Raw genomic sequence first — 21,419 nt, forward strand, 5'->3', positions numbered from 1 at the left:
TGCGCTCCTTCAGAACAGTGAGTCCTGCTGGGGCCGGGCAGCTTCCTCGTCGTCGAGGACGGCCTTGGGGGTGACGCCGGCGAGGCGGCGCATGTCGGCGAGGGTGCTCCAGTGGCCGTCCCTGGCGCCGTCGGCGAGGAGACGGGCGAAGATCTCGCTGGTCGCCTCGACGTCGGGCATCGCGCGATGCCGGCCGGCGGGGCTGGGCAGGCGGTGGTGACGCAGCAGGTCGTCCAGGCGGTGGTGGGCCAGCTCAGGGTAGGCGGTGCGGGCCAGGCGCACCGTGTCCAGAAGGGTGGTGCGCGCCAGGGTGGGACACACGGCGGCGCGGTCGTGGATGAGCCCGGCCTCGTAGGGGGCGTTGTGGGCGACGAGGATGTACGGCACGTGGCCGAGCAGGCCCTGCTCCAGGTCGGCGAGGACGTAGTCGGCGGTGCGGGCGCCTGTGAGCATGGCGGCGGTGATGCCGGTCTGGCGGGTGTCGAAGTCGGTGACCGGCACGTCGGCGGGCGGGCGGATCAGCGCTTCGAAACGCGCGGTCTCCTCCCAGGTGCCGTCGGCGTTCAGGCGGCGGACCTGGACGGCGACCTCGGTCGGCTCGGGCCTGCGCCCGGCGGGGGTGAGGGTCTCGAAGTCGACCGTCGCGAACGACGTCGCGAGGGCCTTGGGGTCGGTGAAGGTCAGGTGCTGGGCCACCGGCGTGCCTCCTGGGTGATCGTGCGGGCCATGGCGCGCAGCTGCTCGTCGCTGTGTCCGCCGTGCACAACGACGGCCAGGGTCTCATCGAGGCTGCGCAGGGCGGTCGGGCACGGCTGAAGGCTGTGCTCGGCGAGGGAGGGAAGCCGGTCGGCGGTGGTCAGGCCGTAGGTGCCGACGCTGTTGGCGATGCCCTGCTCGGCGAGGCGGCGGCAGAAGTCCCTCGGGCGGGCGAGCGTCAGCCGTAGCAGCGGGCCATAGTGGTTCCACTGCTCGCGCGGCCCCGCCTGGACGGGCCGAAGGCCCCGCACGTCCGTGAGCAGGTCTGTCAGGAGCCGGGTCTGGCGGTGGCGCTGCTCCAGCAGGTCGTCGAAGCGTTCCAGGTTGGCCGAGGCGATAACCGCGAGGGGTTCGGCCAGGCGGTAGTTGTGGCCGAGCCGGCTGCCCGCGGGCCGGCCGGGGGCGGGCAGGAAGCCGTGCGTGGTGAAGGAGCGGGCGCGGGCGGCGAACTCGGCGTCGTCGGTGAGGATGTAGCCGCCCTCCCCGGACCACAGGACCTTGCCGTCCTTCATCGAGAAGCAGCCGACGTCGCCGAACGTGCCGACCGGGCGGCCGTCGAGCCGGCTGCCCTGGGCCTGGCAGGCGTCCTCGATGACGCGCAGCCCGGCCCTCGCGGCGAACTCGGTGAGGCGGGTGAGGTCGCAGGGCCGTCCGGCCAGGTGGACGGGGACGATGGCGCGGGTGCGGGACGTGGTCTTGGCCGCCAGGTCGTCGAAGTCCAGGTCGAGGACCGGGGTGGAGTCGACGAGGACCGGGGTCGCTCCGGTCATGAGGACTGCGGCCACTGTCATGACGACAGTGGCGCCCGGGACCAGTACCTCGTCGCCGGGCCCGATGCCGTACCCGGCGAGCGCGGTGTGCAGGGCGGCGGTGCCGGAGGAGAGCGCGACGGCGTGCCGGGCGCCGAACACCGTGGCGAGCTGTTCCTCGAGGCGGCGCGTGTGGCCGGCCGCGGCGGTGGGGTCGGGCATGCGGCGCAGCGCGGCGGCCAGCTGGTCGGCCGCGTCCTGGCGGTGGGCCGCCGGTTCGGTGCTGGTGAGGGTCATCGCGGGCTCCCGGAAGGGTGGGTGATCCGGTCGGTGTCCATGAGCGGCCACATGTTGACGCACTCGTGGGAGAACAGCGGGCAGCCGGGTGCGCTGCCCTGAGGGGCGGGGAACAGGTCGGCGGCGTCGGCGCCGTGGATGGTGCGGTGGGCGCTCGGCGCGGTGGCGTCGATCCGGTAGGGGGAGACGCAGTCCCACACGGCGCCGTCGGGCTGGATGAAGTGCAGCGTGTGCCCGCCGAAGCAGGAGGAGACGGGGGAGGTGGTGCGCGGCACGGTGGTAAGGACCTGCTGCGGGTAGGTGGAGGCGGGCAGGACCAGGCTGGTGTGGTCGCGGTAGAGCGTGTCGAAGGCCGCCTTCAGGCGCGGCTGGTCGGCGGGGCGCAGCGACAGTTCGGCGTGGAGCTTGTGGTCGTCGGTGAGGGTGACGGGTTGGGGAACGTAGTAGTCGCAGCCCAGTTCGGCGGTCAGGCGGCCCATGGCGGGCATGTCGTCAATGGTGTGGCGGGTCAGGACGCTGTAGATGCCGACCCGCGGGCCCGGCCTCGTACCGCGCTGGGCGATGACGGCGCGGATGCCGTCGACGGCGGCGTGCCAGGTCCCACGGCCGAACCGGTCGGGGCGGCGGGCGTCGTTGACGGCCGGGTCGGTGGAGTCCAAGGACACCGAGATCGCGTCCACGCCCAGGTCGAACAACGCGTTGCGGATCTCGGCCTTGGCGAGCGGCAGGCCGTTGGTGCACACGACGACCTCGATGCCCGCCGCCTTGACGACATGGATGACGTCGAGGGCGCCCGGCCAGGCGAGCGGCTCGCCGCCGGCGAGGAACACCCGGCCCACTCCCGAGCCCGCCAGGGTGCGCGCGAACGCGAGGACCGCCTTGCGGCTCATGTCGTTCGGGGAGATGTGCGACAGCTGGCCGGCCTTGGTCGGCGGGGCGATCTGGTGGTCGGCGACCAGACCGAAGTAGCAGTAGTCGCAGGCCAGCGGGCACAGGCTGCGCAGCGACCACAGCAGGGTGATCAGGTTCCGGTTCAGGACGGGGCGCGTCACGGGGCGTCTCCGGGGACAGTCGAGGCGGTCGGGCGGCAGGCGGTGGTGAGGAGGTCGAGTGCCCCGTCGGCGGTGGTCCGGGCGCGGTCGACGACCAGGTAGCGGCCCGGGTCGTCGGCGGCGAGCCGGTCGTACAGGGCCGCGGCCCGCATCAGGCGGTCCGCCTCGTCGGCGGTGAGCGGGCGCCCGGCCCGCCGCCGCCACCGCGCCTCGCACGCCGCTGGGTCGTCGCGCAGCAGCACCGTGACGTCCGCGCGCACACGCCACCGGTCGGCGGCGTCCAGGAGCCGGGACAGGATCGGATAGGGATCGTTGCCCAGGGCATCGGCCACGGTCAGGGCCTGGTAGATGGCGACGCTGTCGCACCCGCGGTCCTCGATGACCACCTGCGCCTCGGGCGGCTGCTCGCGGCGCCGAACGGCGAGCGCCAGCAGCGCGAATGTCTCCGTCAGCGGGTGCCCGGTGCGCAGGAACGGATCGCCGCCCGCGGCCAGCGCGGCGACGACCTGGCCGGGCAGAGCGCCGGGTGCGGTGTCGGGCAGTTCGGCGAGGACTGTGCAGCCCGGCCCCACGGCGGCCGCGGTCAGGGCGGCGAGGTGGGACTTGCCGACCGCGTTGGTGCCCTCGATCGTCACCCACCTCCGGGCGGGGGCGGTGGTCATGCGGCCGCCTCACGGGCGGCGTCGCGCAGCCACCGCGCCGCGTGCGGGTCCTCGTCGAAGCAGCCGTGGAGCAGCACGCTGTTGCTGCGGGCCTGGTCGGCGCGCACGCCGCGCTGGGTCATGCACAGGTGCTCGCCGCGGATGACGACGCCGACGTCCTTGGTCCGCGCGGTCGCCATCAGGTCGTCGGCGATGCCGCGGGCGATGCGCTCCTGGAGCTGGAGCCGGTGGGCGTGCCGTTCGGCGATGCGCGGGATCTTCGACAGCCCCACGACGCAGTCGGCGGGCCGGTAGCCGACGGTGGCGACCAGGCGCATCGGGTGCAGGTGGTGTTCACACGTCGAGCTGAGGACGATCCCGTTGACGATCACCAGTTCGCTGCCCCCGACCGTGAGCGTCTCGCTGTCGAAGACCGTACCGGTGCGGCCCGGGTCGTAGCACAGGCGCTCGCGCCAGGCGTCGGCGACGCGGCGCGGCGTGTCCCGCAGCCCTTCCCGGTTCGGGTCCTCGCCGAAGGCTTCGAGGAGTTCACCCACCAGTGACTGGACGCGGGCGTGGTCGAAGGCCCGCCCCGTCACGGCAGGCTGGGGGACGAGGTCGATGCTCACAGGGTCACCGCTTCCACGCTCGGCTCCCATACCCGGGTGCGCGCGCCGGCGGCGAGAACGCCGCGGGCGCGCGGGCCCTCGTGCATGAGGAGGTCCAGGACGGACAGGTTCGGGGCCCAGCCCCGTAGGTCGGCCCCGTACGGGGGGTGGGTGTAGGTGGCGACCTGCACCTGGATCCGGTGCTCGCGCAGCAGGGCACCGTCGAGGTAGCCGAGCGCGCCGGTACCTACCAACAGCGTGTCGGCGCCACGGAGCCGGCACAGGTCGACCAGCATGCCGGTGCCGGAGCTCCGCGGGGCGAGCTCGCTACTGCGCACTACGCGGGCCGGCAGGTCGAGGGCATGGAGGAGCAGCCGGGTCAGGGAGAGGTTGAGGTCGACCAGGTGGGTCCAGGGCCGCTCGTAGACCGCGCGCAGGCGATCCGCATACAGCGTCCAGTACGGGGCCCGGCCGTAGGCCTGGGTCAGGGTGCGCCAGTGCCGGCGCGGCCACGCCTGGTCAGCGGTGCGGACCTCGGTCAGCGACTGGCCGAAGGAGTGGCGCACCGGAACGGTGAGCCGCACCGGGAGGCCGGAGGCGGGGCCGCGGACCTGGTTGCGGTGCTGCCGGCCGCGCTCGGAGAACTGGACGTGGTCGAGGGCCACGTACGCCTCCATTTCCAGGAGGCGGGAGAAGAAGCCGCACCAGGGTAGGTAGGCGGGCTGGTGGGCGGCGAGCACCGTGTACCGGGCGCCCATCAGTACGCCATCCGGTAGGCGGCGAACGACTCGGCCATGGGGAAGCCGAAGGCGCTGCCCTCGGCGGTGTCGCGTGCCGCGATGGCCTCGATGCTGCGCGGGTGCGGGGCGGTGTGCATCTGGCTGCGGTAGCAGCCGAGAGCCTTCTCCTTCGTCGTCCACACGGCACTGGTGTCGACCGCCACGGTGCGGGCCTGGCGGGCGTGTGCCCAGGCGGCGTCCTCCGGGCCGGCGTATCCGAGCACGATCCGTGGCCGCGGGCGCGTCAGGCCGGCGGGCCGGGCGGCGGCGCGACCGGCGTGGTGGACGGCCCGGTGGTCCTGGTGGAACGACCCGTCGGCCGGGATCAGCAGGGCGTGCGGGCGCAGGGCGGCGATCGACAGGGGCGCGCCGGCCTCGATCAGGTGGACGAGCTCGGTCTGGTGGGCGCCGGGGTTGCGGGCGGCGTCGTTGTCCGTCCAGATGATGTGGTGAGCGTGCACGCCCAGGACGGCGCAGGCCTGGGCGAGCTCGTCCCGGCGGGTGCCGGCGTCGGTGCCGGGCGTCGAGTGGCAGGCGACGGTGAGGACGTGGACCTCGACGCCGGCCTCGGTGAGGCGGGCGAGTGTGCCGCCCGCGCCGAGGGCCTCGTCGTCGGGTTGGGGTGCGACGACCAGGACGCGGTCGCCGCGGGTCAATCCGAGGGCCATGGTGGTGGCACTCCTTCTCTTTCCGTGGAAGGGGAACGGGGCGGCACCCCGTGGGGCGCGGCTGCACTACGGATACGGGCGGTGCGGCGGCTCAGCCTGCAGCGGTGGTGCGGGTGGCGGCGATCAGGGCCCGGACGATGCTTGCCGGGGCGTGCTCCGCAGTGCGGCGCGCAGCGCTGGCCGAGACGTCGTGGTAGCGGGCCTCGTCGTCGGTGAGCCGTCCGACTTCCTGCCACAGGGCCCCGTAGCCGCGCTCCAGCGCGACCATGACGCCGCCGTCGCCGACGAGATGGGGCAGGTTGCCGATCCCAAAGCCGACGACGGGCGTGCCCGTCGACATCGCCTCGGCGGCCGTGTTGCAGAACGTCTCCGGCTCGTAGGAGGCGATTATGGTGGCAGCCGCACCGGCGAAGAACGGCTGGACCTTCTCCCACGGCAGCGGGTCCAGGACCGTCACGACGTCGGGCCGCTCGGCGGCCGCGGCGCGCACCGCGGTGACGACCTCGTCCTGCATGCCGGGCCAGTACTCGAACCCCGCCCGGGCCAGCACGAGCTCGACGGGCCGCTGCCAGCCGTCCGGGATCGCGGACAGCAGCTCGGCCAGGCCCTTGAACGGCTCGGCGCGGGAGACGATCCGCACTGGTCCGTCCTGGCGAAGCCGCTCGCGGGTCAGAGCCGGGACAGGGACGGCGGCGGCCATCAGCGGGTTGGGGACGATCGTCCACCCGCTGGTGTCGTAGCCGTGGGCGCGGGCCTCCTCCACCATGTAGGGGCTGATCGGCAGGACCGCTCCTGCCGCGGCGATCGCCTGGTCGAAGAAGCTGTCGGCGCGGACCTTGTGGACCTGCAGGACGGTCGCCACGCCCGCCGGTGCGGCATCGAGGTAGCCGAGTCCGTACAGGGCGTCCACCCACACGACCAGGTCGACCCGATGGCGGGCGAGCAGGTCGCGCAGCTCGGCTCGGACCGGCTCGGGGTCCTTGAGGGCGGTGAGGATGCCGGGCTTCATGATCGGACGGGGCAGCGTGAGGGAGGCCAGGCGGACCATGTCGGGGTGGTCGGCGTCGCCGGGCTCTGCCGGGCCGCTGGTGACGATCAGCGGGGTGATGCCCAATTCGCGGCACCCGGCGGCGAGCGCGCCGACCGTCCGCTCATAGCCGGCGGGCTCGTTGGGCCCGTAGCTGAACAGGACGAACGCGATCGTGCGGACCGGACCGGGCCGGTCGCTGGTGGTGCTGGTCACGGTGCCTCCGGTGTGGTGAAGAGCCGGGTGGGAACGGGAAGCCGGGTGTGGCCGGGCGGCGGGGCCGCCTCCCACGGGAAGACCACCCAGTCGTCCACGCCGTACACCCACGTGTCGACGGGGAACGTGGTGCCGGCGTTACGGCACAGCGCGGCGGTGCGCAGTTGGGCCTGGGTGTTCCAGAGCAGCAGGTGGTGCATGGCGTGCAGGGTGGCGCCCGAGCCGCAGATGTCGTCGGTGACGAGCACCCGGTCGGCCCCGGCGACGGCCTTCAGCAGTGCCCCCTCGTCGAGGGTGACCCGGCCGCTCGCGGGCAGGGCGAGGTCGTCGCTGGTGTTGTGCCGGACGCTCACCTCGGCGACAGGCACCTGGAGCAGCTCGGCAACACGGCGCGCGAGCGGTACCCCTCCCCTCGCCAGGCCCACCACCACGTCCGGCCGGTAGGGGCGTTCGTGGTCGGCGACGAGGCCGGCAGCTGCGGCGAAGGCCTCTGCGGTCAGGTGCCACGTGACGCGTCCAGTGAAAACGCGTCCGGGATCCTGGGCCACCGTCACCAACCCCAGGCGTCGAGGACGCTGTCGACGGCCGCCCAGTGCCGCACCGGGTCGGTGACGGTGTGCACCATCGGCACTGGCGGGTGGCCAAGGAGCGCCAGGTAGGCGGGTTCCAGGAGCAGCAGCGCCTCGGATGCCGGGAACGCCTGGAGGTGCTCCGCGAGCTGGGCGCGGACCGCGCTCTGGAGAGCGGCGGCCCGTTCGGGGGTGAGGGGCTGGTCGTAGGGCAGGACCGGGTCCTCGGCCTTCAGCAGGCCGTGGCGGGCCGAGAGGATCAGCGTGCGCCGCCGCAGGTCGCCGCGCTCGGCCAGGCGCGCGCGCAGCGGGGGCACGCACCAGCCCTGGTAGAGGTCGAGTGCGGCCACGGGCCGCAGGGACCGGCTCTTGCGGGCGGAGCAGCCCACGACGACGAGCGCCGGCGCCCCGGGGCTACTTGCCACGTCGGTTCCCCCAGATCTCGATGTGCAGGCGCCCGCTGAGGTTCCAGCCGCGGTCGATCACGGGCTGTGCGAGCTCCTGCAGCCCGGCCCGGACGGCCTCCCTGTTCGTGCCCTCCGGCATCACCCACACCGGGTCCAGGCCGAACTCGGCCTCCAGGGCCTCGATCTCGTCCAGTTCCTCCAGTGCGGTCACCGCGAACTTGAAGCGGGCTCGCTCCAGGGCGGCGAACGCGCGGAGCGTCTCCGGAACGATCCGCCGCTCCTTAGCCACCCGGGCGCCGCTGAGCTTCGGTGAGACGTTCCAGTGCACGCCGGCCTCGACCAGACGCTGCGGCGGGGCCAGGGTGCCGTTGGTCTCGAACTCGACTGTGCGGCCGGCCTCGATCAGCCGCTCGGCCAGCGGCACGACGCCCGGCTGCAGCAGCGGCTCGCCGCCGGTGATCACGAGGATCGGCTCGGTCCCCTCCAACGCCCACGCGATGAGGTCGTCGACTGCCCACCAGGACGACTCCGCGGCCAGGTTGAACCGGCGGCTGTCCCAGGTCTCCGGGGTGTCGCACCAACCACACGCCAGATTGCAGCCGGAGCAGCGGATGAAGGCGGCGCGCCGGCCGGTCGACGGGCCCTCGCCCTGGACGGTGTCCCGGAACTTCTCCGTGATGCGCACCCGCAGCGGCAGCTTGGGGCGCGGATCGGTGAGCAGCGTCGTCACGACGCCTCCTGGCGGTACTCGGCCCAGGTGCTGTCCGTCTCGGACACCCGGACCGCGTACGGGCATCCGTCGGGCCCGGTGATGTTCTTGTCGGCGAGCCAGCCGGCCAGGTGCGCCGCGAGCAGTTCGGACGTCGGGTTGACGTCCAGGACCCGGTTGAGGACCTGGCGGTGCAGCGTCGACCGGATGTGGTCGATCAGGTCTCCCGGGATCGGCAGCAGGCCGCCCAGTGTGCCGGGAAGGGTGACGACGTACGCGTGGCCGTGGCGGCGCCCGCACTTGTGTCCGGCGGCGAGTCCCTCCAGCCAGTGAGTGGCCCGGAAGTGGACCGCGGCGGGTTCGGTCGGTGTGACGATGCGTCCGCTCAGAAGCCGCACACCTGCCAGCCGTCCGCGCGCCGCCTGCGGCAGGTAGGTGGAGGCACAGTCGAGCACATGCCGGCGGATGTCCTCGTCGCTCACATCCGTGAGGACGCCGCTGAGGTCGTGGTGGTCGAGAGTCCGGTCGATGTGCTCCTGCAACGCGGTGAGGTCGCCGAAGTCGGTGACGAATCCGGTGTCGGTGAGCTGGTCCGCCGACAGCAGGACCTCCGCTGTCAGAGAGTCGCCGTCCTCGACGCCGTCGACGGTCCGGGTGGCCTCGAAGCGCATGCGCTTGCCGATCGTGAACATTCCCACGGCCCTCACACCCCCGTCCGCGCGGTGGCGTACTCGGTCGGGTCGGCGACACCCGCCTGTTCGAAGGCCTCACGCCGCTCCGTGCAGGTACCGCAGGTGCCGCAGTGGACCTTGCCGCCCCTGTAGCAGGACCAGGTCAGAGCGAACGGGACTCCGAGGCGGTCCCCGGTCCGGACGATGTCGGCCTTGGTGAGGTTCAGGAACGGCGCGAGGACCTCGAATCCCGCCGGCAGGTGTCCCTCGTTCGCGACGGCGACCATCTGCCGGAACGCGTCGAGGAACCGGGGCCGGCAGTCCGGGTAGATCGGGTGGTCGCCGGTGTGGGCGCCGAACACCACGGCGTCGGCGCCCTGGCCGAGGGCGACCGCCACGGCGAGGTCGAGCATCAGCGCGTTGCGGTGCGGGACGACCGTGGCCCGCATCGTCTCGTCGGCGTAGTGCCCGTCCGGGACGTTTACGTCCGGGTCGGTCAGCGCGCTGCCCGTCAGCAGGGAACCGAGCGAGCGGAGGTCCACCACGTGGTGGGGCGCCTGCAGGCGGTCAGCGATGGCTTCGGCGTGGTCGAGCTCGGTGCGGTGCTGCTGCCCGTAGTCGACGGACAGAAGGGTGAGACGGCTGCCGCTGGCAGCCTGGAGGTAGGCAGCGGTGCTGGAATCGAGGCCGCCTGAGAGGACCACGGCGGCGTGACGGGGGACGGAAGGCGTCATCGTGCACCTCCTTGAGGAAGGGAGCGAAACATGGGCACTCGAACAGAACTGAGGGCAGGTCGGGAACGCGGCGTCTCGTTCGGCGCGGGCCAGGGCCCCATGGGTCCGTTCGGGAGCGAGTCGGCGAGCGCGTTGCGGAGGCCAAGCAGACACCGAATTGCAGAGCTACGGGAAGGCACTTTCAGGGGGCACTTTCGCCGCGCCGCGGACCCGGTACCCGGCATGTGGCGGCAGAGGACCGGTGTGCGCTGGTCACCTTGTCCGGATCCCCAGTTCACCGACACATTCCGGTCGGCCGACGAACTCCTCGGCGGCGGACACGGCCTCGCCGTCAGCGAGGTGTTCCTGAGCGATGTCGTCGCGCCGACCCAGCAGGACACGCAGCCTGGGCCATGCGCGCCCTCACCCACCAGGCACTCGACCTCGGCCACCCGATAGGCACCATCGACCTGGCCGAGGCCGCGCTCGCCCGGGCCCGCGGACGGATCGACAGGCGCACCGAATCACTCCTGCTCATCACCGCCGCACGCGCCCACGGCGCGAGCGGCGACCCCGACACCGCGGCAGCCCAGGACGCCGCCCACACCAGCACCGACAACCTGCCCGCCTACGCGGCCGCCGCCGGCCCCACCACCGCTGTCGTCGCCTCCCACACCGGCCGGACCCTGACCGAGATGGGCGACCACGCCGCCGCAGAGCGGCACTACCGCGCTACCCTGACCGAACGCACCGAAACCGTCTACCGGCGCGGCCGCGCCCTCACCTTCGCCAACCTCGGCCGGGCCGTCGCCGCCCAGAACCGGCACGAAGAAGCCGTCCAGCTGCTGGGCCGTAGCGTCGACTTGATGGATTGCCTCGCCTCGCACCGGGCCCACCACGAAATCGCCCGGATCCGCCCGCTCCTGGCGATGTATGCCAGGCGCGGAATCCGCGGAGCGGCCGACCTCGCGCACCGCGCCGCCCAGCTGACCGTCGCGTGAACAACCTGAGGATCAGCCTGTGGACGGCAGTTCCGTCCTCACCCGGTGGACCAGGTCACGGACTGCGGGCTCGTCCTTCCACCGGCCGAGCCGGTCGGTCACGTCGTACAGATAGGTGTGCGCCCGGGGTGAGCGCACCCCTTTGAGGATGTCCACCGACCGATGGCCGTCCGTGAGCGCCGGCTCGAGGTTGCCGTCGATGAGGTGGGCGCTGGCCAGGACAGCGGCCCTGATGCCGACCGCCCGCGTGTAGCGGCCCACCGGCATCCCGCCGGCTTGCTGGGCCCAGACCATGGCAGGCCGTGTCAGCCCGAGATCCCGAAAGATCTCCACGCTGTCGGTCGCCAGACGCTCGACGGTCATGTACGCGATCCATTCGGGGTCGTGCGTGCCGGGCCGGATCCCCGACAGCAGCCGCTCGCACAGGGCCAGCGCCCCACCCGCGCCCGCCCCGTCGCCCTGCCTGGCCAGCGCCCTGGCCTCGGCGAGCTTGCAGAACGCCAGCACCCTCGGGGCCGCTCGTCCCTGGCCACGCTCGTACGCTGCGGATGCCATCTCCGCGGCCTGCGCACACCGGCCAGCCAGGAACGTCGCCAGCGACATGGTGGCGAGGACATAGCACCCCAGCTCCACGTCACCGGCGGCCCGTGCAAGACGCAGCGCCTGGATCAGCAGCCGGTCGGCAGCGGCCCGGTCCCCGCCGTCCATCGCCGCCCAGCCCACCACCCGTGAGAGCTCGGCCAGCCCACCGTACAGGCCCTGACCCGTGGCCGCCGTGTACGTTCCCTTGAGCAGTGGGCCCGCGTCACGCAGACAGGCCATGGCCTGACTCGAGCGCCAGCTCCCGCCTCCGTAGCGCGAGTCCAGGACCTGCGCCTCGGCCGCGGCCGTCCACAACCGGTCGACGTCGGTCTGCCCGACGCGATTCGCCCCGGTATGGACGGCCGACTCGTCGGCCGGCTTGGCCAGCCAGCGCATCACCGGTGTCGAGAACGCCGCAGCGCCCGTCAGGTGGAAGAGGTCACGGCGGTCCACGGTGCTCCAGCAGGTCACGGCGCCCTCAAGCGCGGCTCGGCGGTCTTGGGGGAAATCCAATCCGACGTCCGGCCCCACAGTCTTGGGGACGCCCCATCCGGCATCCTCACGAGTGACGGCGTGGCCAAGTTGCTCGCCGAGCACCTTGACGATCCGAAGCTGAATCTCCTCTCCCCGGGGAGTCGCACCCGCGATCCACTTCGCGACGTGGGTGTGGGTGTATGCCGTCTGCCGTCCGGTGGCCGGGGCCAGGGCGTTGACCCGCCGGGCCAGCTCCCTGTGCGGCACCGTCGATCTCGCGATGAGCGCGCCGAGCCTGGTGTTCGGTGCGGCTGGCCGGGACGTCATGACACGCCTGCCCGACCGTGCCGCGGCAGAGGAACGCGTCCCTTCGCCCTCGCAACCCGCCAGGCGCCCGCAGCCGTCCGCCACGACTGGCTCGACGATCCTGCGCCCGCACGTTCGGACATCCCCGTAGATAGGCCCCGGCGACGTCCAGACCCGTCCGCAAGGGCGCGCGGCCGCCGACTCCTGGCGCGTGCCAACGACATCGCGGATGCGGACATCAGACCATGGACGGCCATCCGGACCGGGCTGGCGTCCGGGTGCCAGGCGACCAGCACGCACCACAGTGCCCCGGCCGGCCATGCCTCCTCGACGGCGGGCAGCGCCCTGCACCACCCGATCCCTTCGGGCAGCACACGTCCTCCCCGCCGGTAGTACTCGCCGAGCCCGAGCGGGCGCAGACGGTGGTTGACCAGTGCGGCGGCGCGGCCCGGGTCGGCCGGGTCGAAGACGGGCAGGTTGCCGGTCACGGTCGCCGCCCTCCGATCCCGCCGCACGACGGCGTACCGGGGTCACCACCGGACGCGACGTCCGCCGGTGCGCCCTGGACAGGTATGCGGATCACGGCGCCGAACTCGACGACACCGGTACGACCGTCGTGCAGCGGGACCAGCTCACCGCCGCCCGGCCCGGGGTCCGGCTGCCAGCGGATGACCGGGCCCGGCGGCGGCCCCAGGAGCAGATGGGGCTCGAACGCCGCGGAGACCTCCCCGGTGCTGCGCACCGTGCCGGACGTGCCGTGGGTACGCTCGTACAGGCAGTCGTTGACGGCCCAGCGAATGTCGACGCTGTCGGCCGCCCACTGGGATACGGCGAACAGGCTGCCCGGAGCCAGCCGATCGGCCAAGGCGAAAGCGAGTTCACCGAGGCTGGCCAGCGGTGCGGTGTGCGCGGCGGCGACCAGCAACAGGCACAGGGGCTGGGACAGATCGATGTGCTCGCGCACTGTGGGGTGGTCGAGCACCACGGTGCTCAGGCAGGGAGCCTCGACGGTGACGGTGCTGGTGTCGGTCTCGAGCAACGCACGGCCGTAGCCGGCGGTGAGCGGGTCACCCTCGACGTGAACCACCTGGGCCCGGGCACCGGCCCGTCGGGCGACATCGGCGAGTGCCGGCTCGCGGGGCGTACCGCAACCGAGGTCGAGAATCTGCCCGATCCCGAGGGCGACCGCACTGCGCACCACGGCCACTTTGAAGAGGTGGGCGTCGCGGGCGGCGGCGCCGAACCCGTCCGCCAAAGCGTCCAACTCCAGGGCGGCGGGCAGGTTGCGGCGCATGTTGTGGCAGCTGCCGCCGGCGAGGTGGTCCGCCATGCCCTGAACGGTCGCGTGCGGGAACAGCCACGAGGACGCCTCCCGCGTCCATGTGCGGGTCACCACGTCGTGCCGCTGTACCTGGCCGGACCTGTAGCGGCACGGTGGGCTGGCACGGCAGGTCGGGTGAGCGGATTCGCCAGGTGGCCGCCGGACGCTCCGTCGACGGCCCGGCTGCACGGGGAGATGTGAGGACTCGGAATGGAGGCTCCAGTTGAGTCGGCGCGGGTAGTGGGCGATGCCGGGTGCCCGCCGTGGACGGTCAGTGGCGGATCGGGACGATCGGCCGGTTCATCACGTCCCACAGCCCCGGGAGCAGCCAGCGGGTCACCTGCGGCAGGTGGTCGGAGATCCGCTGCACCTCCTTGCCGGCGAGGATCGTGGCGTCGTGCAGGGCGGGGAGGAGCTCGGTCGTCGCGTAGGTGCGGTCGATCGGGCCGGCTCCGCCGGGTGGGAGGTGATGGTCGGGGACGCGTTGGCGGGTCTTGTCGGCGCCGTGGCCGGTGGTGGCTCGGTCCGCGCCGTCGCGTCCGAGGACGGTCGCCGTGTGGCGGCCGACATCTGTCATCCCGCCGTAGGTGAGCAGCCGGTCCGCGTGGTCGTCGGGGCGGAAGGTGCCGTCGGGTTGCAGGAGGGACCGGTTTTGCGCGAAGGCCCGGTCGGCGACCTCGTCGAGGTTTGTCGGGCAGCCCCACACCGGCCAGGAGTTCCAGTCCCCCTGGACGAGCGCCAGCCAGCCGTCCTTGTCGAGTTCGCTGAGGAAGCGGGCCTGGTGCTCGCGCAGCGCCGGGTCGCTGTAGCTCGCGTGGCAGCTCGCGACGAACAGTGGCCGAAAGCTGGCCTGGCCGGTGTCGGGGTGGAGCATCCGCAGCAGTGCGACGGCGGGGTTGTGCCGGATGCCGCTCGGGTACTGCGTCCAGGCCGGGTCGGCCCGGAAGAGCGCCGGGTTGTAGAACAGCGCGGTCTCGGATCCGGGGCGCTCGTTCGGGGGCGAGGCAACGTATGTCAGGGCGAGGCGTCCGGCGACCTCCTGGCCCTGGCCGGGGCCCAGTTCCTGGAGGGTCAGTAGGTCCGGGCCACGGCCGGTGTGTTCGGCCCGGTCCTCCAGCAGGGCGAGCGCGTCCGCCAGGCGCTGGCCGTGCTGGATGTTCCAGCCCACATGCTCGATGACGGTATCGGGATCCGGGGTGCGGTCTTCGGCGGACGGCGGCCAGGTGCTCATGTGCGGGTGTCTCCTTGCCGGGAAGAGTTGACGGGGGCCGGCTGTACTGGTCCGCGGACGGCGGGGCCGGTGGTGCGGTTGTCGGCAACCGGTCGTGGCGGGCGGGCCGAACGAGGAAGGCAGCCCTACGGTGGTGGGGGTCGAAGCGCCTGCCGACGGCCGTGACCGGATCAGGCGCCCGCAGCCCCATCGGGTGGGGTCGCGGGCGTGATCGAAGTGCTACGGCCACCCGGCTCGCTGGTCAGCGCGGGTCGGGTCTGCCAATTCCAGGGGTAGCTCAGGGGCCGCATCGCGTGGGCGCGCAGGCACTCCATCCGGTAGCCGGCCTCGACGGCCCACGCACGGTCGTGAGCCGCGGCTTCCAGGGCGATGAGGACACCGATGGCGGCTCGGAACTGGACCAGGACCCGGTAGGGCGCGCCTTGTCGAAGGGTTGTCACGTCGGCGCCGTAGGAGGAGCAGAAGCGCTGGTAGTCGTCCGGGTCCTCCCCGAAGCCGTGCCACCTCCACGCCTGGAAGGCGAGGTCGTAGGCCGCTGGTCCCCTGGCGACATTCTCGAAGTCGATCAGCGCCGGGCCGGCCGGTGACGCGATGGTGTTGAACGTGTTGAGGTCACCGTGCAGGAGCACATCGCTGCCGCAGGGCGTCGTCCGCAACTGCTCCGCGGCCGCGGTCACGTATTCACGCAGCCAGCACCGGTCCGCGCTGGCCAGCACGTTCTCGGGTACGCGGCCGATTCGGGCCAGCGGATCTGTCGCGGGGTCGAGCGCGGGAAGGGCCAGGTGGGTGGGCAGTGGCAGAGCGTGGAGCGCGGCCAGCAGGCGGCCGAGCTGGTCTGGGGAGACGGGCCCGCCGTCTCCGAGGTCTTCGGCGAAGGTGACGAAGAGTCCCGTCGTCGTCGCGAGCGGCCGGCCGCCGCCCGCCGGTCGGGCGGTCATCACGTCGTTGCGTCGTAGCCAGGTGGCGACGTCCACTTGGCGGTGGACCGCCTCCCAGCTGGTGCCCGGCTCATGGATTTTGGCGATGACCGAGCTCGCGGCGGTGGCGTGCGACAGGCGCACGACCCAGTTCCGGTGGGCGTACAGGAGGCGACCACCATCGGTGCCGAACCCCACGGCGGCGGCCGCCTGCCGAAGTGCTTCCCGGGCCTGGGAGCTCAAGGTCGCGTCGCGTCCGGTCACTCGGCGTAGGGCCTGGGCTGGATCTGGTGCGAGGTCGAGCACGCCACGCGGGTGACGGCTATCCAGTGCGTTCACGGGATGGATCTCCTCTGACAAGGGTGTGCTTGGTGGACGGTGAAGCGTGCCGACCAGCGACGGCGGGAGGGTGAGGTCGCCGATGGGGGACGGTTGTGAGGGAGCGTGGTCCCAGTCATGGCGTCGGCGGGGTGCCGGTTGGCGTGGTCAGAGCGGGTCGGCGCGGTGGTCGCCGGTTTGGACGGCCCCGTCGGCTGGAGGGGCGCCAGTGTCCGGGGCGATCAGGCCCAGACGGACGAGGGTCTCCGTCTGGTGGGGAGGCAGTTTCCCGGCGCGCAGGATCTTCAGCTGTCGCTGGCGCCAGTGCCCGAGCTTCAGGTTGTCGGGCGTGACATGGTCCTTGGGGACCACTGTGGTTCCGAAATCCCGGGCGAACGTAGCCCAGGCCTGTGCGTGGCGCGACCACCGCGCCTCGAGCAGTGGACGACGTTCGAACCCCAGCGCGGTCAGCTGTGCCTGCCGCCCTTCGGGGAGCGTGTCCCACTCGTCCCCGCGATATCGGAAGGCCTTGCGGCCGGGACGGCGCCCGGCGGCGTTGACGTGGTCGATGGGGATATCGAGGTGGCCGAACTCCTTCCGGTAGGCGGTGAGGTCGGCGATGAAGGTGTCCCAGGTCGCGTCGAGCGTGTTCTGGGTGAACCCGAGCGCGGTCAGCTGGGCCCGCTGCTCATCACTGAGCCGGTCGAACGTCTCGCGGCGGGAACCGAGCTGCACTCCGAGACGGCGCCCCTCGGCGGTGACGTAGTCCCGCTTGACGTCGACAGTGCCGAACTGCTCCCGGTAGGCGGTGAGGTCGGCGATGAAGGTATTCCAGGCCGCGTCGAGCATGTTCTGGGTGAACCCGAGCGCGGTCAGCCGGGCCCGCTGCTCATCACTGAGCCGGTCGAACTTGAGGCGGGCTCTGCGGACCTGCGCGCCGAGTCGTCGTCCGGCGTCGTTGACGTGGTCGCCGCGTACGTCTACGTGGCCGAACTGCTCCCGGTGGGCGGTGAGGTCGGCGATGAACGTGTCCCAGATCGTGCTGGCGAGCCGCTCGGTCATCCCCATGGCCTCCAGGGCCTGCCGCAGGTCCGGTGCCAGCCGGTCCGCGGTGAATGCCTCCTGGGTGGCGTGCCACCATGACCCGAAGGGCAGTCCCTCGGGGGTGCGCCAGTGTCGGGGAACATCGGACAGGGAGCCGCCCTCGCTGAGGAAGCGATCGGCGGCGCCCAGGTACTCGTGCCAGGGGGCGGAGGTTTCGCGGACGACCCGCACGCTGATCGCCCGGGCGAAGCTCTCGGGGACGCGAGTGCCGGTAAGGGTAAGCCAGTCGGGCTGTTCGAGGCGGGGCGTGAGGGTGCCCTGGGCGCCGAGTGTGCGGCGGGCGTCCGCAGTGTAGGCGGCGAGCGTGTCGTCGGTTGCCGCCATCGCGCGCGCGGCGCTGAAGACGGTCTCGAATCCGGAGCCGTCGGGGGCGTCCGGGTTGGCGGGGACGAACACGGTCGCCGTCTTGAACCGGCCGGGCTGCTGCCGGACCGCCCGGCCGACGATCTGTGCCGTGTCGATCACACTGCGCGGCGCCAGGATGGCGACGGCGTCGATGTCCGGGATGTTGACCCCCTCGCTGAGGAGTTTGGAGTTGGACACGACGACGAGCCCGTGGTGCGGCTGCGAGAGCCGGCCGAGAATGGAGTCCCGGACTGCCGGACTGTGATCGCCGTGGACATGTCCGGCCCACAGGCTGGAGGGCCGCTCGTGCGGTTCGAGGTGCCGCAGGGCCAACGGCAGGGTCCGGGAGAAGACACGCGCGTCAGCGACGGTGCGGTGGAAGGTGACCATGCGCCGGGAGCCGTACTCATGCGCGGCCCGCAGCAGGGCGATCTGGGTGGCGAGGGTCTGCGCCGATATGGGCGCGCCGCCGGTCTCGTAGTACACGGGCGCGCCGGTGGCGGCCACCACCGACTCGATGTCCGCGTCGGCCACCAGCGGGACCACCATCCGGAACTGAGCCACGAGGCCCCGCCTGCGGGCCGAGCCGTAGGGGAGGCGGTAGGCGGCCCGTCCGACGCGTTTCTCGTCGTCCATGCTGATGACGTCGTCGCCACCGAGGAGCACCTTGGGTGTCGCGGTCATGCTCAGCCGGTACCGGGCTGGCAGGCGGACCTCGTCGTGCACGGCGGACCACGACCTGTCGGCGGATCCGGCGGTGCGGTGCGCCTCGTCGAACAGGGCGAGTGCCATCGGCGGCGGGGAGTGGCGACGGTAGGCGGAGAGCAGCACGTCCAGGCTCTGGTAGGTGCACAGCACCGTGGTCCGCTCACCGCGAAGGAGGCCGGCCAGGACATCGGGTTCGCTGGTGACAGCGGCCTCCCAGCCGCGCAGCCGGTTGCGGTACGTGGCCACGATGCCGGGCTTCGAACAGACCGCCACGATCCGCCCGAGAGCCGGCCGCCCAAGCGCGTGCGCCCAGGCCGCGACAGTCTGGTCGAGCAGGCGCAGCGTGGGGACCGTGATCAGGACCGGGCCGGGAACGTGCTGCGTCAGCTGGTAGGCGACCTCCGCGCCCACGCGGGTCTTGCCGGTTCCGCACGCCATGTCCAGCAGGGCCCGGTCCGCGCTCCGCAGCTCGGCGAGGACGCCGTCGACGGCCTCTCGCTGATGGGGCCACAGCGCCGACGCCGGTTCGGGGGCGGTGTCGGTCACCGGATCATCCCGCCGGCCGGGACCTCGACGACCGGCTTCCGTGCCTGCGGTGCGCGGAGGGCCGTGATGCCGTCCACGGTCACGGCGGCCAGCTCGCGCGGGCGCACGTCACCGCGGCGAAGGCCGAGCACCTGTTCAAGGGGTGCCAGCGGTCGGATGAGGGCGGGTGTGGACGGCTCGGCGGCCGGCGGCTTCGGGTGGGTCGGGCGGGCGCTGGTATCGCGGTGTCCGACCATGTCGGCGCCCGCCGGTCGGGTTCGCACGGTGGTGACGCGGCCGCGGGCGGGCGTGGGCGGCAGGTATGCCAGGTCCGCGGGAAGCGGAGGGTCGCCCGGCAGACGGGTGGGCTTGGTGGCCGGGTCGTGGTGCGGCGGGGTCGGGCCCGAGGGGTGGATCAGCCTGCCGTGGATCTCGACCGGGTCGGCGAGAGCGGCCGGCGGGGGTGGAAGGGGGATGTTCAACGTGATGCTCCGGGTGTGCGGGATTCTGTGCGGTCGGTGCTTCGGAGGGACTGGCGGCTACCAGGTCATGCCGTTCGTGGGGACGGGCGTGACGGGCTGACGCAGGAGGCCTGTGGCGATGCGGGCGGTCTCCAGGGCGTCGCGCAGCTCGGCCGGGGTGATGCTGTTCTCGCACAGCTCGACGGCCTGTTCGGGCGTGGTGAGAAGGCGGACGACGGTGGGTTCGCAGGGGCCCGCGATCAGGGGTCCCAGCCGCGGCACGGTGGCGACCAGGCGTGCCTCGGTTCCGCTGTGGCCGATCAGGACGGCGCCGCGCGGGCGGACGCCGACGGTGGCGGCGCAGATGCGGGCGAGCGCGTGTTCGAGGGCGTCGGTGTCGCCCGGGGTGAGGGGCCCGCCGGGCAGGCGGGTTCGGCCGGTCGCCGGGTCGTGGTGGACGACGACGAGCCCGCAGGTGAGGGTCAGCCAGGCCGCCACGCTGGTGGCGGGGCCGTCGTGCCGGCGGCCGACGGGTGTCCACGGCTCGGGGGCGGTGGCGGTTCGGGGCAGGACGCGGTGGGTGTCGAGCGCACCCGGGGTGCGGGGCCGGCCGTGTTCCAGTTCGGCGGTGCGGCCCTCGACGCGGGCGCGCAGGACGGCGAGGACGCGCTGCGCGTCGGCGGGCGCCCGGGTGATGAGGTCGGCGGGGGTGAGCAGTCGTGGTGTGCCGCGCCTGGTGTGGTCGGCGGTCAGCGTCGCGGTCTGGGCCGCGGTCAGGGGCGGGTGGTCGTAGGTGTAGGTCGGTCCGGTGCCGGGTGCCCAGTCGACGGCGAGGAGGCGTCCCGGGGTCAGGAGCGTGAGCGCGGTCGCGGTCTCGGCGTGGCGCCGGGCGGCGGCGGGTGGCGTCTCGTGGGGCATGAGCGGGCCGCCCGGCAGCTGGGAATCGCCCGGTCCCGAGCCCGCGGTGATCAGGACGCGGCCGTGGCCGTCGGTCAGCAGCACTTCCGCGCGGGCGGCTCTGGTGGTGTCGGTGGCCGCCGGGGGCCGGGAAGCCGGGGCGGACGGGGCGAGGGGGCTGCTGGACACGCTGGCTCTCCGGGCGTCGTGGTGTACGGGGGTGGTCAGGGCGGGGAGGTGAGGTCGGATCGCGCTGAGGGGGACGGCCCCGGTGGTGACGGCGGCGTAGCCGGCGTGGGCCGCGGTGGTGACGCCCAGGGCGCGGGCCGTCTCGCGGCACAGGCCGATCGCGGACGCCTCGTGGATACCGAGCCGGTCGGCGATCCACTCCGTCGACAGGCCCCCGACCATGAGGGCGAGTGCCTGGCGGCGGCGGGCGGTCAGGGTCGCCGGCACCGGGGCCGCGAGGCCGATCTGCTCGGCGGTCAGCAGACGGTGCAGGGCGGTGAGCGCGCCGGCCTGGGCGAGGGTGGACGCGCCGAGGAGGCAGCACGCCCGATCCACCGCGCCGACCACGTCCGACGCGGCCAGGCCGGTGCGGCGCAGGCGGTCCGCGCGTGTGCCGGGTAGCAGCGCGAATCGCAGCACGGCCAGGCCCGAAGCATCGAGCAAGGGTGTCGGCGGGAGGGAGAAGGCGGCGGGGGCCACGGTGGTGTGGGCGGTCAAGGTCACGGTTGCCTCCGGGCCACCGGACCGGGCGGGCCGGGCGGGGCGTCGGCGCCGACCGGGGTGGTGCGGGTGCCGGTCGTGTGGTTCGCGCCGTAGGGGCGGTGACGGGCGATCGCGTCGAACACCGCGCCGCGGGGCGGGCCGACGGGCCGGTCCGAGGACCGGTCGCGGCGAGGCGCTCTGACGACGCCCGGTCCCCCGACGGGTTCGGCGCCGCGCGGCAGGGATGCGGACTGGAACGGGGGGCGCGCGGCCGGCCCCACCCTCCGTCGAGAACCTCGCCCATCGCCACGTCGACCTGCCGGGCCAGGTGGGGGGTCCTGACTGGTCGGCTGACACACCGCGAGATGGCGTCCGGCCGGCAGCGGTCGGGCCAACGCGGACGCGAGGACGGCGGCCGCCGGGGCCGGGACGGCGTCAGGGGAGCCGCACAGCACCGCCACCGGCCGGCTCCGGCCAAGGAGCGCGGTCACGGCCGGGCCGCCGGCGCTGTGGTGTCGGTGTGGCGGCGCTGGCCGGGCAGCCGGACCGCGTTCCGGTCCGGGTCGACGGCCGCGGCGTCCGGCTGGGCGGACAGGTAGGCCCCGCCGCAGGCGGTCAGCCGCAGCGCGGTGTCGATCAGCGGGACGTGGCTGAAG

21 protein-coding genes are annotated in these 21,419 nt (G+C 73.1%); 1 reads left to right on the forward strand and 20 read right to left on the reverse strand.

Features of this window, described 5'->3' with window-relative positions; genetic code table 11:
- Nucleotides 1-9 precede the first annotated feature (9 nt).
- The 13 genes from ACFXHB_RS32510 to queC form a co-directional block, all read right to left on the reverse strand.
- Nucleotides 10-696, reverse strand: coding sequence for a PolC-type DNA polymerase III (locus ACFXHB_RS32510; protein ID WP_380578369.1), 687 nt, complete (start codon nucleotides 694-696; stop codon nucleotides 10-12).
- Nucleotides 681-1,802 carry a DegT/DnrJ/EryC1/StrS family aminotransferase gene (locus ACFXHB_RS32515; RefSeq protein ID WP_380578371.1) on the reverse strand — a complete coding sequence of 374 codons (1,122 nt, stop codon included), beginning with the start codon at nucleotides 1,800-1,802 and terminating at the stop codon, nucleotides 681-683. The genes ACFXHB_RS32510 and ACFXHB_RS32515 overlap by 16 nt, the downstream gene beginning before the upstream one ends.
- Complete coding sequence (locus ACFXHB_RS32520) at nucleotides 1,799-2,854, reverse strand: radical SAM protein (protein ID WP_380578373.1); 1,056 nt, start codon at nucleotides 2,852-2,854, stop codon at nucleotides 1,799-1,801. Before ACFXHB_RS32520 ends, ACFXHB_RS32515 begins: the two co-directional genes overlap by 4 nt.
- Nucleotides 2,851-3,516, reverse strand: a complete 666-nt coding sequence (locus tag ACFXHB_RS32525) for a thymidylate kinase (RefSeq protein ID WP_380578376.1) — start codon at nucleotides 3,514-3,516, stop codon at nucleotides 2,851-2,853. Before ACFXHB_RS32525 ends, ACFXHB_RS32520 begins: the two co-directional genes overlap by 4 nt.
- A complete protein-coding gene (folE, locus tag ACFXHB_RS32530; RefSeq protein WP_380578378.1) occupies nucleotides 3,513-4,124 on the reverse strand; it encodes a GTP cyclohydrolase I in 612 nt (203 codons plus the stop codon). Before folE ends, ACFXHB_RS32525 begins: the two co-directional genes overlap by 4 nt.
- Nucleotides 4,121-4,861, reverse strand: a complete 741-nt coding sequence (locus tag ACFXHB_RS32535) for a WbqC family protein (protein WP_380578380.1) — start codon at nucleotides 4,859-4,861, stop codon at nucleotides 4,121-4,123. The genes folE and ACFXHB_RS32535 overlap by 4 nt, the downstream gene beginning before the upstream one ends.
- Nucleotides 4,861-5,550 (reverse strand): PIG-L deacetylase family protein, encoded by a 690-nt coding sequence (locus ACFXHB_RS32540; protein WP_380578382.1) that lies wholly within the window; start codon nucleotides 5,548-5,550, stop codon nucleotides 4,861-4,863. Before ACFXHB_RS32540 ends, ACFXHB_RS32535 begins: the two co-directional genes overlap by 1 nt.
- A 91-nt stretch (nucleotides 5,551-5,641) precedes the next feature.
- The gene (locus ACFXHB_RS32545; protein ID WP_380578384.1) at nucleotides 5,642-6,793 is read right to left on the reverse strand and encodes a glycosyltransferase family 4 protein; all 1,152 of its coding nucleotides are present in this window, start codon (nucleotides 6,791-6,793) and stop codon (nucleotides 5,642-5,644) included.
- Entirely contained in the window at nucleotides 6,790-7,341 is a 552-nt protein-coding gene (locus ACFXHB_RS32550; RefSeq protein ID WP_380578386.1) for a phosphoribosyltransferase, read from the reverse strand. The genes ACFXHB_RS32545 and ACFXHB_RS32550 overlap by 4 nt, the downstream gene beginning before the upstream one ends.
- 2 nt (nucleotides 7,342-7,343) lie before the next feature.
- The gene (locus tag ACFXHB_RS32555; RefSeq protein ID WP_380578388.1) at nucleotides 7,344-7,787 is read right to left on the reverse strand and encodes a DUF6884 domain-containing protein; all 444 of its coding nucleotides are present in this window, start codon (nucleotides 7,785-7,787) and stop codon (nucleotides 7,344-7,346) included.
- Entirely contained in the window at nucleotides 7,777-8,499 is a 723-nt protein-coding gene (locus ACFXHB_RS32560; protein WP_380578390.1) for a 7-carboxy-7-deazaguanine synthase QueE, read from the reverse strand. Before ACFXHB_RS32560 ends, ACFXHB_RS32555 begins: the two co-directional genes overlap by 11 nt.
- The gene (locus ACFXHB_RS32565; protein ID WP_380578410.1) at nucleotides 8,496-9,170 is read right to left on the reverse strand and encodes a 6-carboxytetrahydropterin synthase; all 675 of its coding nucleotides are present in this window, start codon (nucleotides 9,168-9,170) and stop codon (nucleotides 8,496-8,498) included. The genes ACFXHB_RS32560 and ACFXHB_RS32565 overlap by 4 nt, the downstream gene beginning before the upstream one ends.
- A gap of 11 nt (nucleotides 9,171-9,181) precedes the next feature.
- Nucleotides 9,182-9,883 (reverse strand): 7-cyano-7-deazaguanine synthase QueC, encoded by a 702-nt coding sequence (queC, locus tag ACFXHB_RS32570; RefSeq protein ID WP_380578392.1) that lies wholly within the window; start codon nucleotides 9,881-9,883, stop codon nucleotides 9,182-9,184.
- A 392-nt stretch (nucleotides 9,884-10,275) separates the two neighbouring features.
- On the opposite strand from queC, the gene ACFXHB_RS32575 reads away from it, so the two are divergent.
- Nucleotides 10,276-10,863, forward strand: a complete 588-nt coding sequence (locus ACFXHB_RS32575) for a tetratricopeptide repeat protein (protein ID WP_380578394.1) — start codon at nucleotides 10,276-10,278, stop codon at nucleotides 10,861-10,863.
- Nucleotides 10,864-10,875: 12 nt separating this feature from the next.
- On the opposite strand, the gene ACFXHB_RS32580 is transcribed toward ACFXHB_RS32575, so the two are convergent.
- The 7 genes from ACFXHB_RS32580 to ACFXHB_RS32610 all read right to left on the reverse strand — a co-directional run bounded on the left by ACFXHB_RS32580 (nucleotide 10,876) and on the right by ACFXHB_RS32610 (nucleotide 20,784).
- Nucleotides 10,876-12,246, reverse strand: a complete 1,371-nt coding sequence (locus ACFXHB_RS32580; RefSeq protein ID WP_380578396.1) for a hypothetical protein — start codon at nucleotides 12,244-12,246, stop codon at nucleotides 10,876-10,878.
- A gap of 463 nt (nucleotides 12,247-12,709) precedes the next feature.
- Entirely contained in the window at nucleotides 12,710-13,555 is an 846-nt protein-coding gene (locus tag ACFXHB_RS32585) for an SAM-dependent methyltransferase (RefSeq protein ID WP_380578398.1), read from the reverse strand.
- A 262-nt stretch (nucleotides 13,556-13,817) separates the two neighbouring features.
- Nucleotides 13,818-14,777 carry a hypothetical protein gene (locus ACFXHB_RS32590; RefSeq protein WP_380578400.1) on the reverse strand — a complete coding sequence of 320 codons (960 nt, stop codon included), beginning with the start codon at nucleotides 14,775-14,777 and terminating at the stop codon, nucleotides 13,818-13,820.
- 170 nt (nucleotides 14,778-14,947) lie between these two features.
- Nucleotides 14,948-16,033: an aminoglycoside phosphotransferase family protein gene (locus ACFXHB_RS32595; RefSeq protein ID WP_380578402.1), complete on the reverse strand. Its 1,086-nt coding sequence runs from the start codon at nucleotides 16,031-16,033 to the stop codon at nucleotides 14,948-14,950.
- Between the two features lie 147 nt (nucleotides 16,034-16,180).
- Complete coding sequence (locus tag ACFXHB_RS32600; protein ID WP_380578404.1) at nucleotides 16,181-18,715, reverse strand: Helicase associated domain protein; 2,535 nt, start codon at nucleotides 18,713-18,715, stop codon at nucleotides 16,181-16,183.
- On the reverse strand, nucleotides 18,712-19,176 hold the full coding sequence (locus ACFXHB_RS32605) for a hypothetical protein (RefSeq protein WP_380578406.1): 465 nt from the start codon (nucleotides 19,174-19,176) through the stop codon (nucleotides 18,712-18,714). The genes ACFXHB_RS32600 and ACFXHB_RS32605 overlap by 4 nt, the downstream gene beginning before the upstream one ends.
- A 57-nt stretch (nucleotides 19,177-19,233) precedes the next feature.
- Nucleotides 19,234-20,784, reverse strand: a complete 1,551-nt coding sequence (locus tag ACFXHB_RS32610) for an NUDIX domain-containing protein (RefSeq protein ID WP_380578408.1) — start codon at nucleotides 20,782-20,784, stop codon at nucleotides 19,234-19,236.
- Nucleotides 20,785-21,419 lie beyond the last annotated feature (635 nt).

Origin of the sequence: Kitasatospora sp. NPDC059327, assembly GCF_042752535.1 — a bacterium.
Lineage (GTDB): Bacteria > Actinomycetota > Actinomycetes > Streptomycetales > Streptomycetaceae > Kitasatospora.

Excerpts from the sequence above, each read along its gene's own strand:
- ACFXHB_RS32535 (WP_380578380.1), bottom strand. The coding sequence starts at position 4,861 with ATGGGCGCCCGGTACACGGTGCTCGCCGCCCACCAGCCCGCCTACCTA.
- ACFXHB_RS32590 (WP_380578400.1), bottom strand. The coding sequence starts at position 14,777 with ATGAGCACCTGGCCGCCGTCCGCCGAAGACCGCACCCCGGATCCCGAT.
- ACFXHB_RS32580 (WP_380578396.1), bottom strand. The coding sequence starts at position 12,246 with ATGACGTCCCGGCCAGCCGCACCGAACACCAGGCTCGGCGCGCTCATC.
- ACFXHB_RS32540 (WP_380578382.1), bottom strand. The coding sequence starts at position 5,550 with ATGGCCCTCGGATTGACCCGCGGCGACCGCGTCCTGGTCGTCGCACCC.
- queC (WP_380578392.1), bottom strand. The coding sequence starts at position 9,883 with ATGACGCCTTCCGTCCCCCGTCACGCCGCCGTGGTCCTCTCAGGCGGC.
- ACFXHB_RS32565 (WP_380578410.1), bottom strand. The coding sequence starts at position 9,170 with ATGTTCACGATCGGCAAGCGCATGCGCTTCGAGGCCACCCGGACCGTC.
- ACFXHB_RS32515 (WP_380578371.1), bottom strand. The coding sequence starts at position 1,802 with ATGACCCTCACCAGCACCGAACCGGCGGCCCACCGCCAGGACGCGGCC.
- ACFXHB_RS32575 (WP_380578394.1), top strand. The coding sequence starts at position 10,276 with ATGCGCGCCCTCACCCACCAGGCACTCGACCTCGGCCACCCGATAGGC.
- ACFXHB_RS32525 (WP_380578376.1), bottom strand. The coding sequence starts at position 3,516 with ATGACCACCGCCCCCGCCCGGAGGTGGGTGACGATCGAGGGCACCAAC.
- ACFXHB_RS32585 (WP_380578398.1), bottom strand. The coding sequence starts at position 13,555 with ATGGCGGACCACCTCGCCGGCGGCAGCTGCCACAACATGCGCCGCAAC.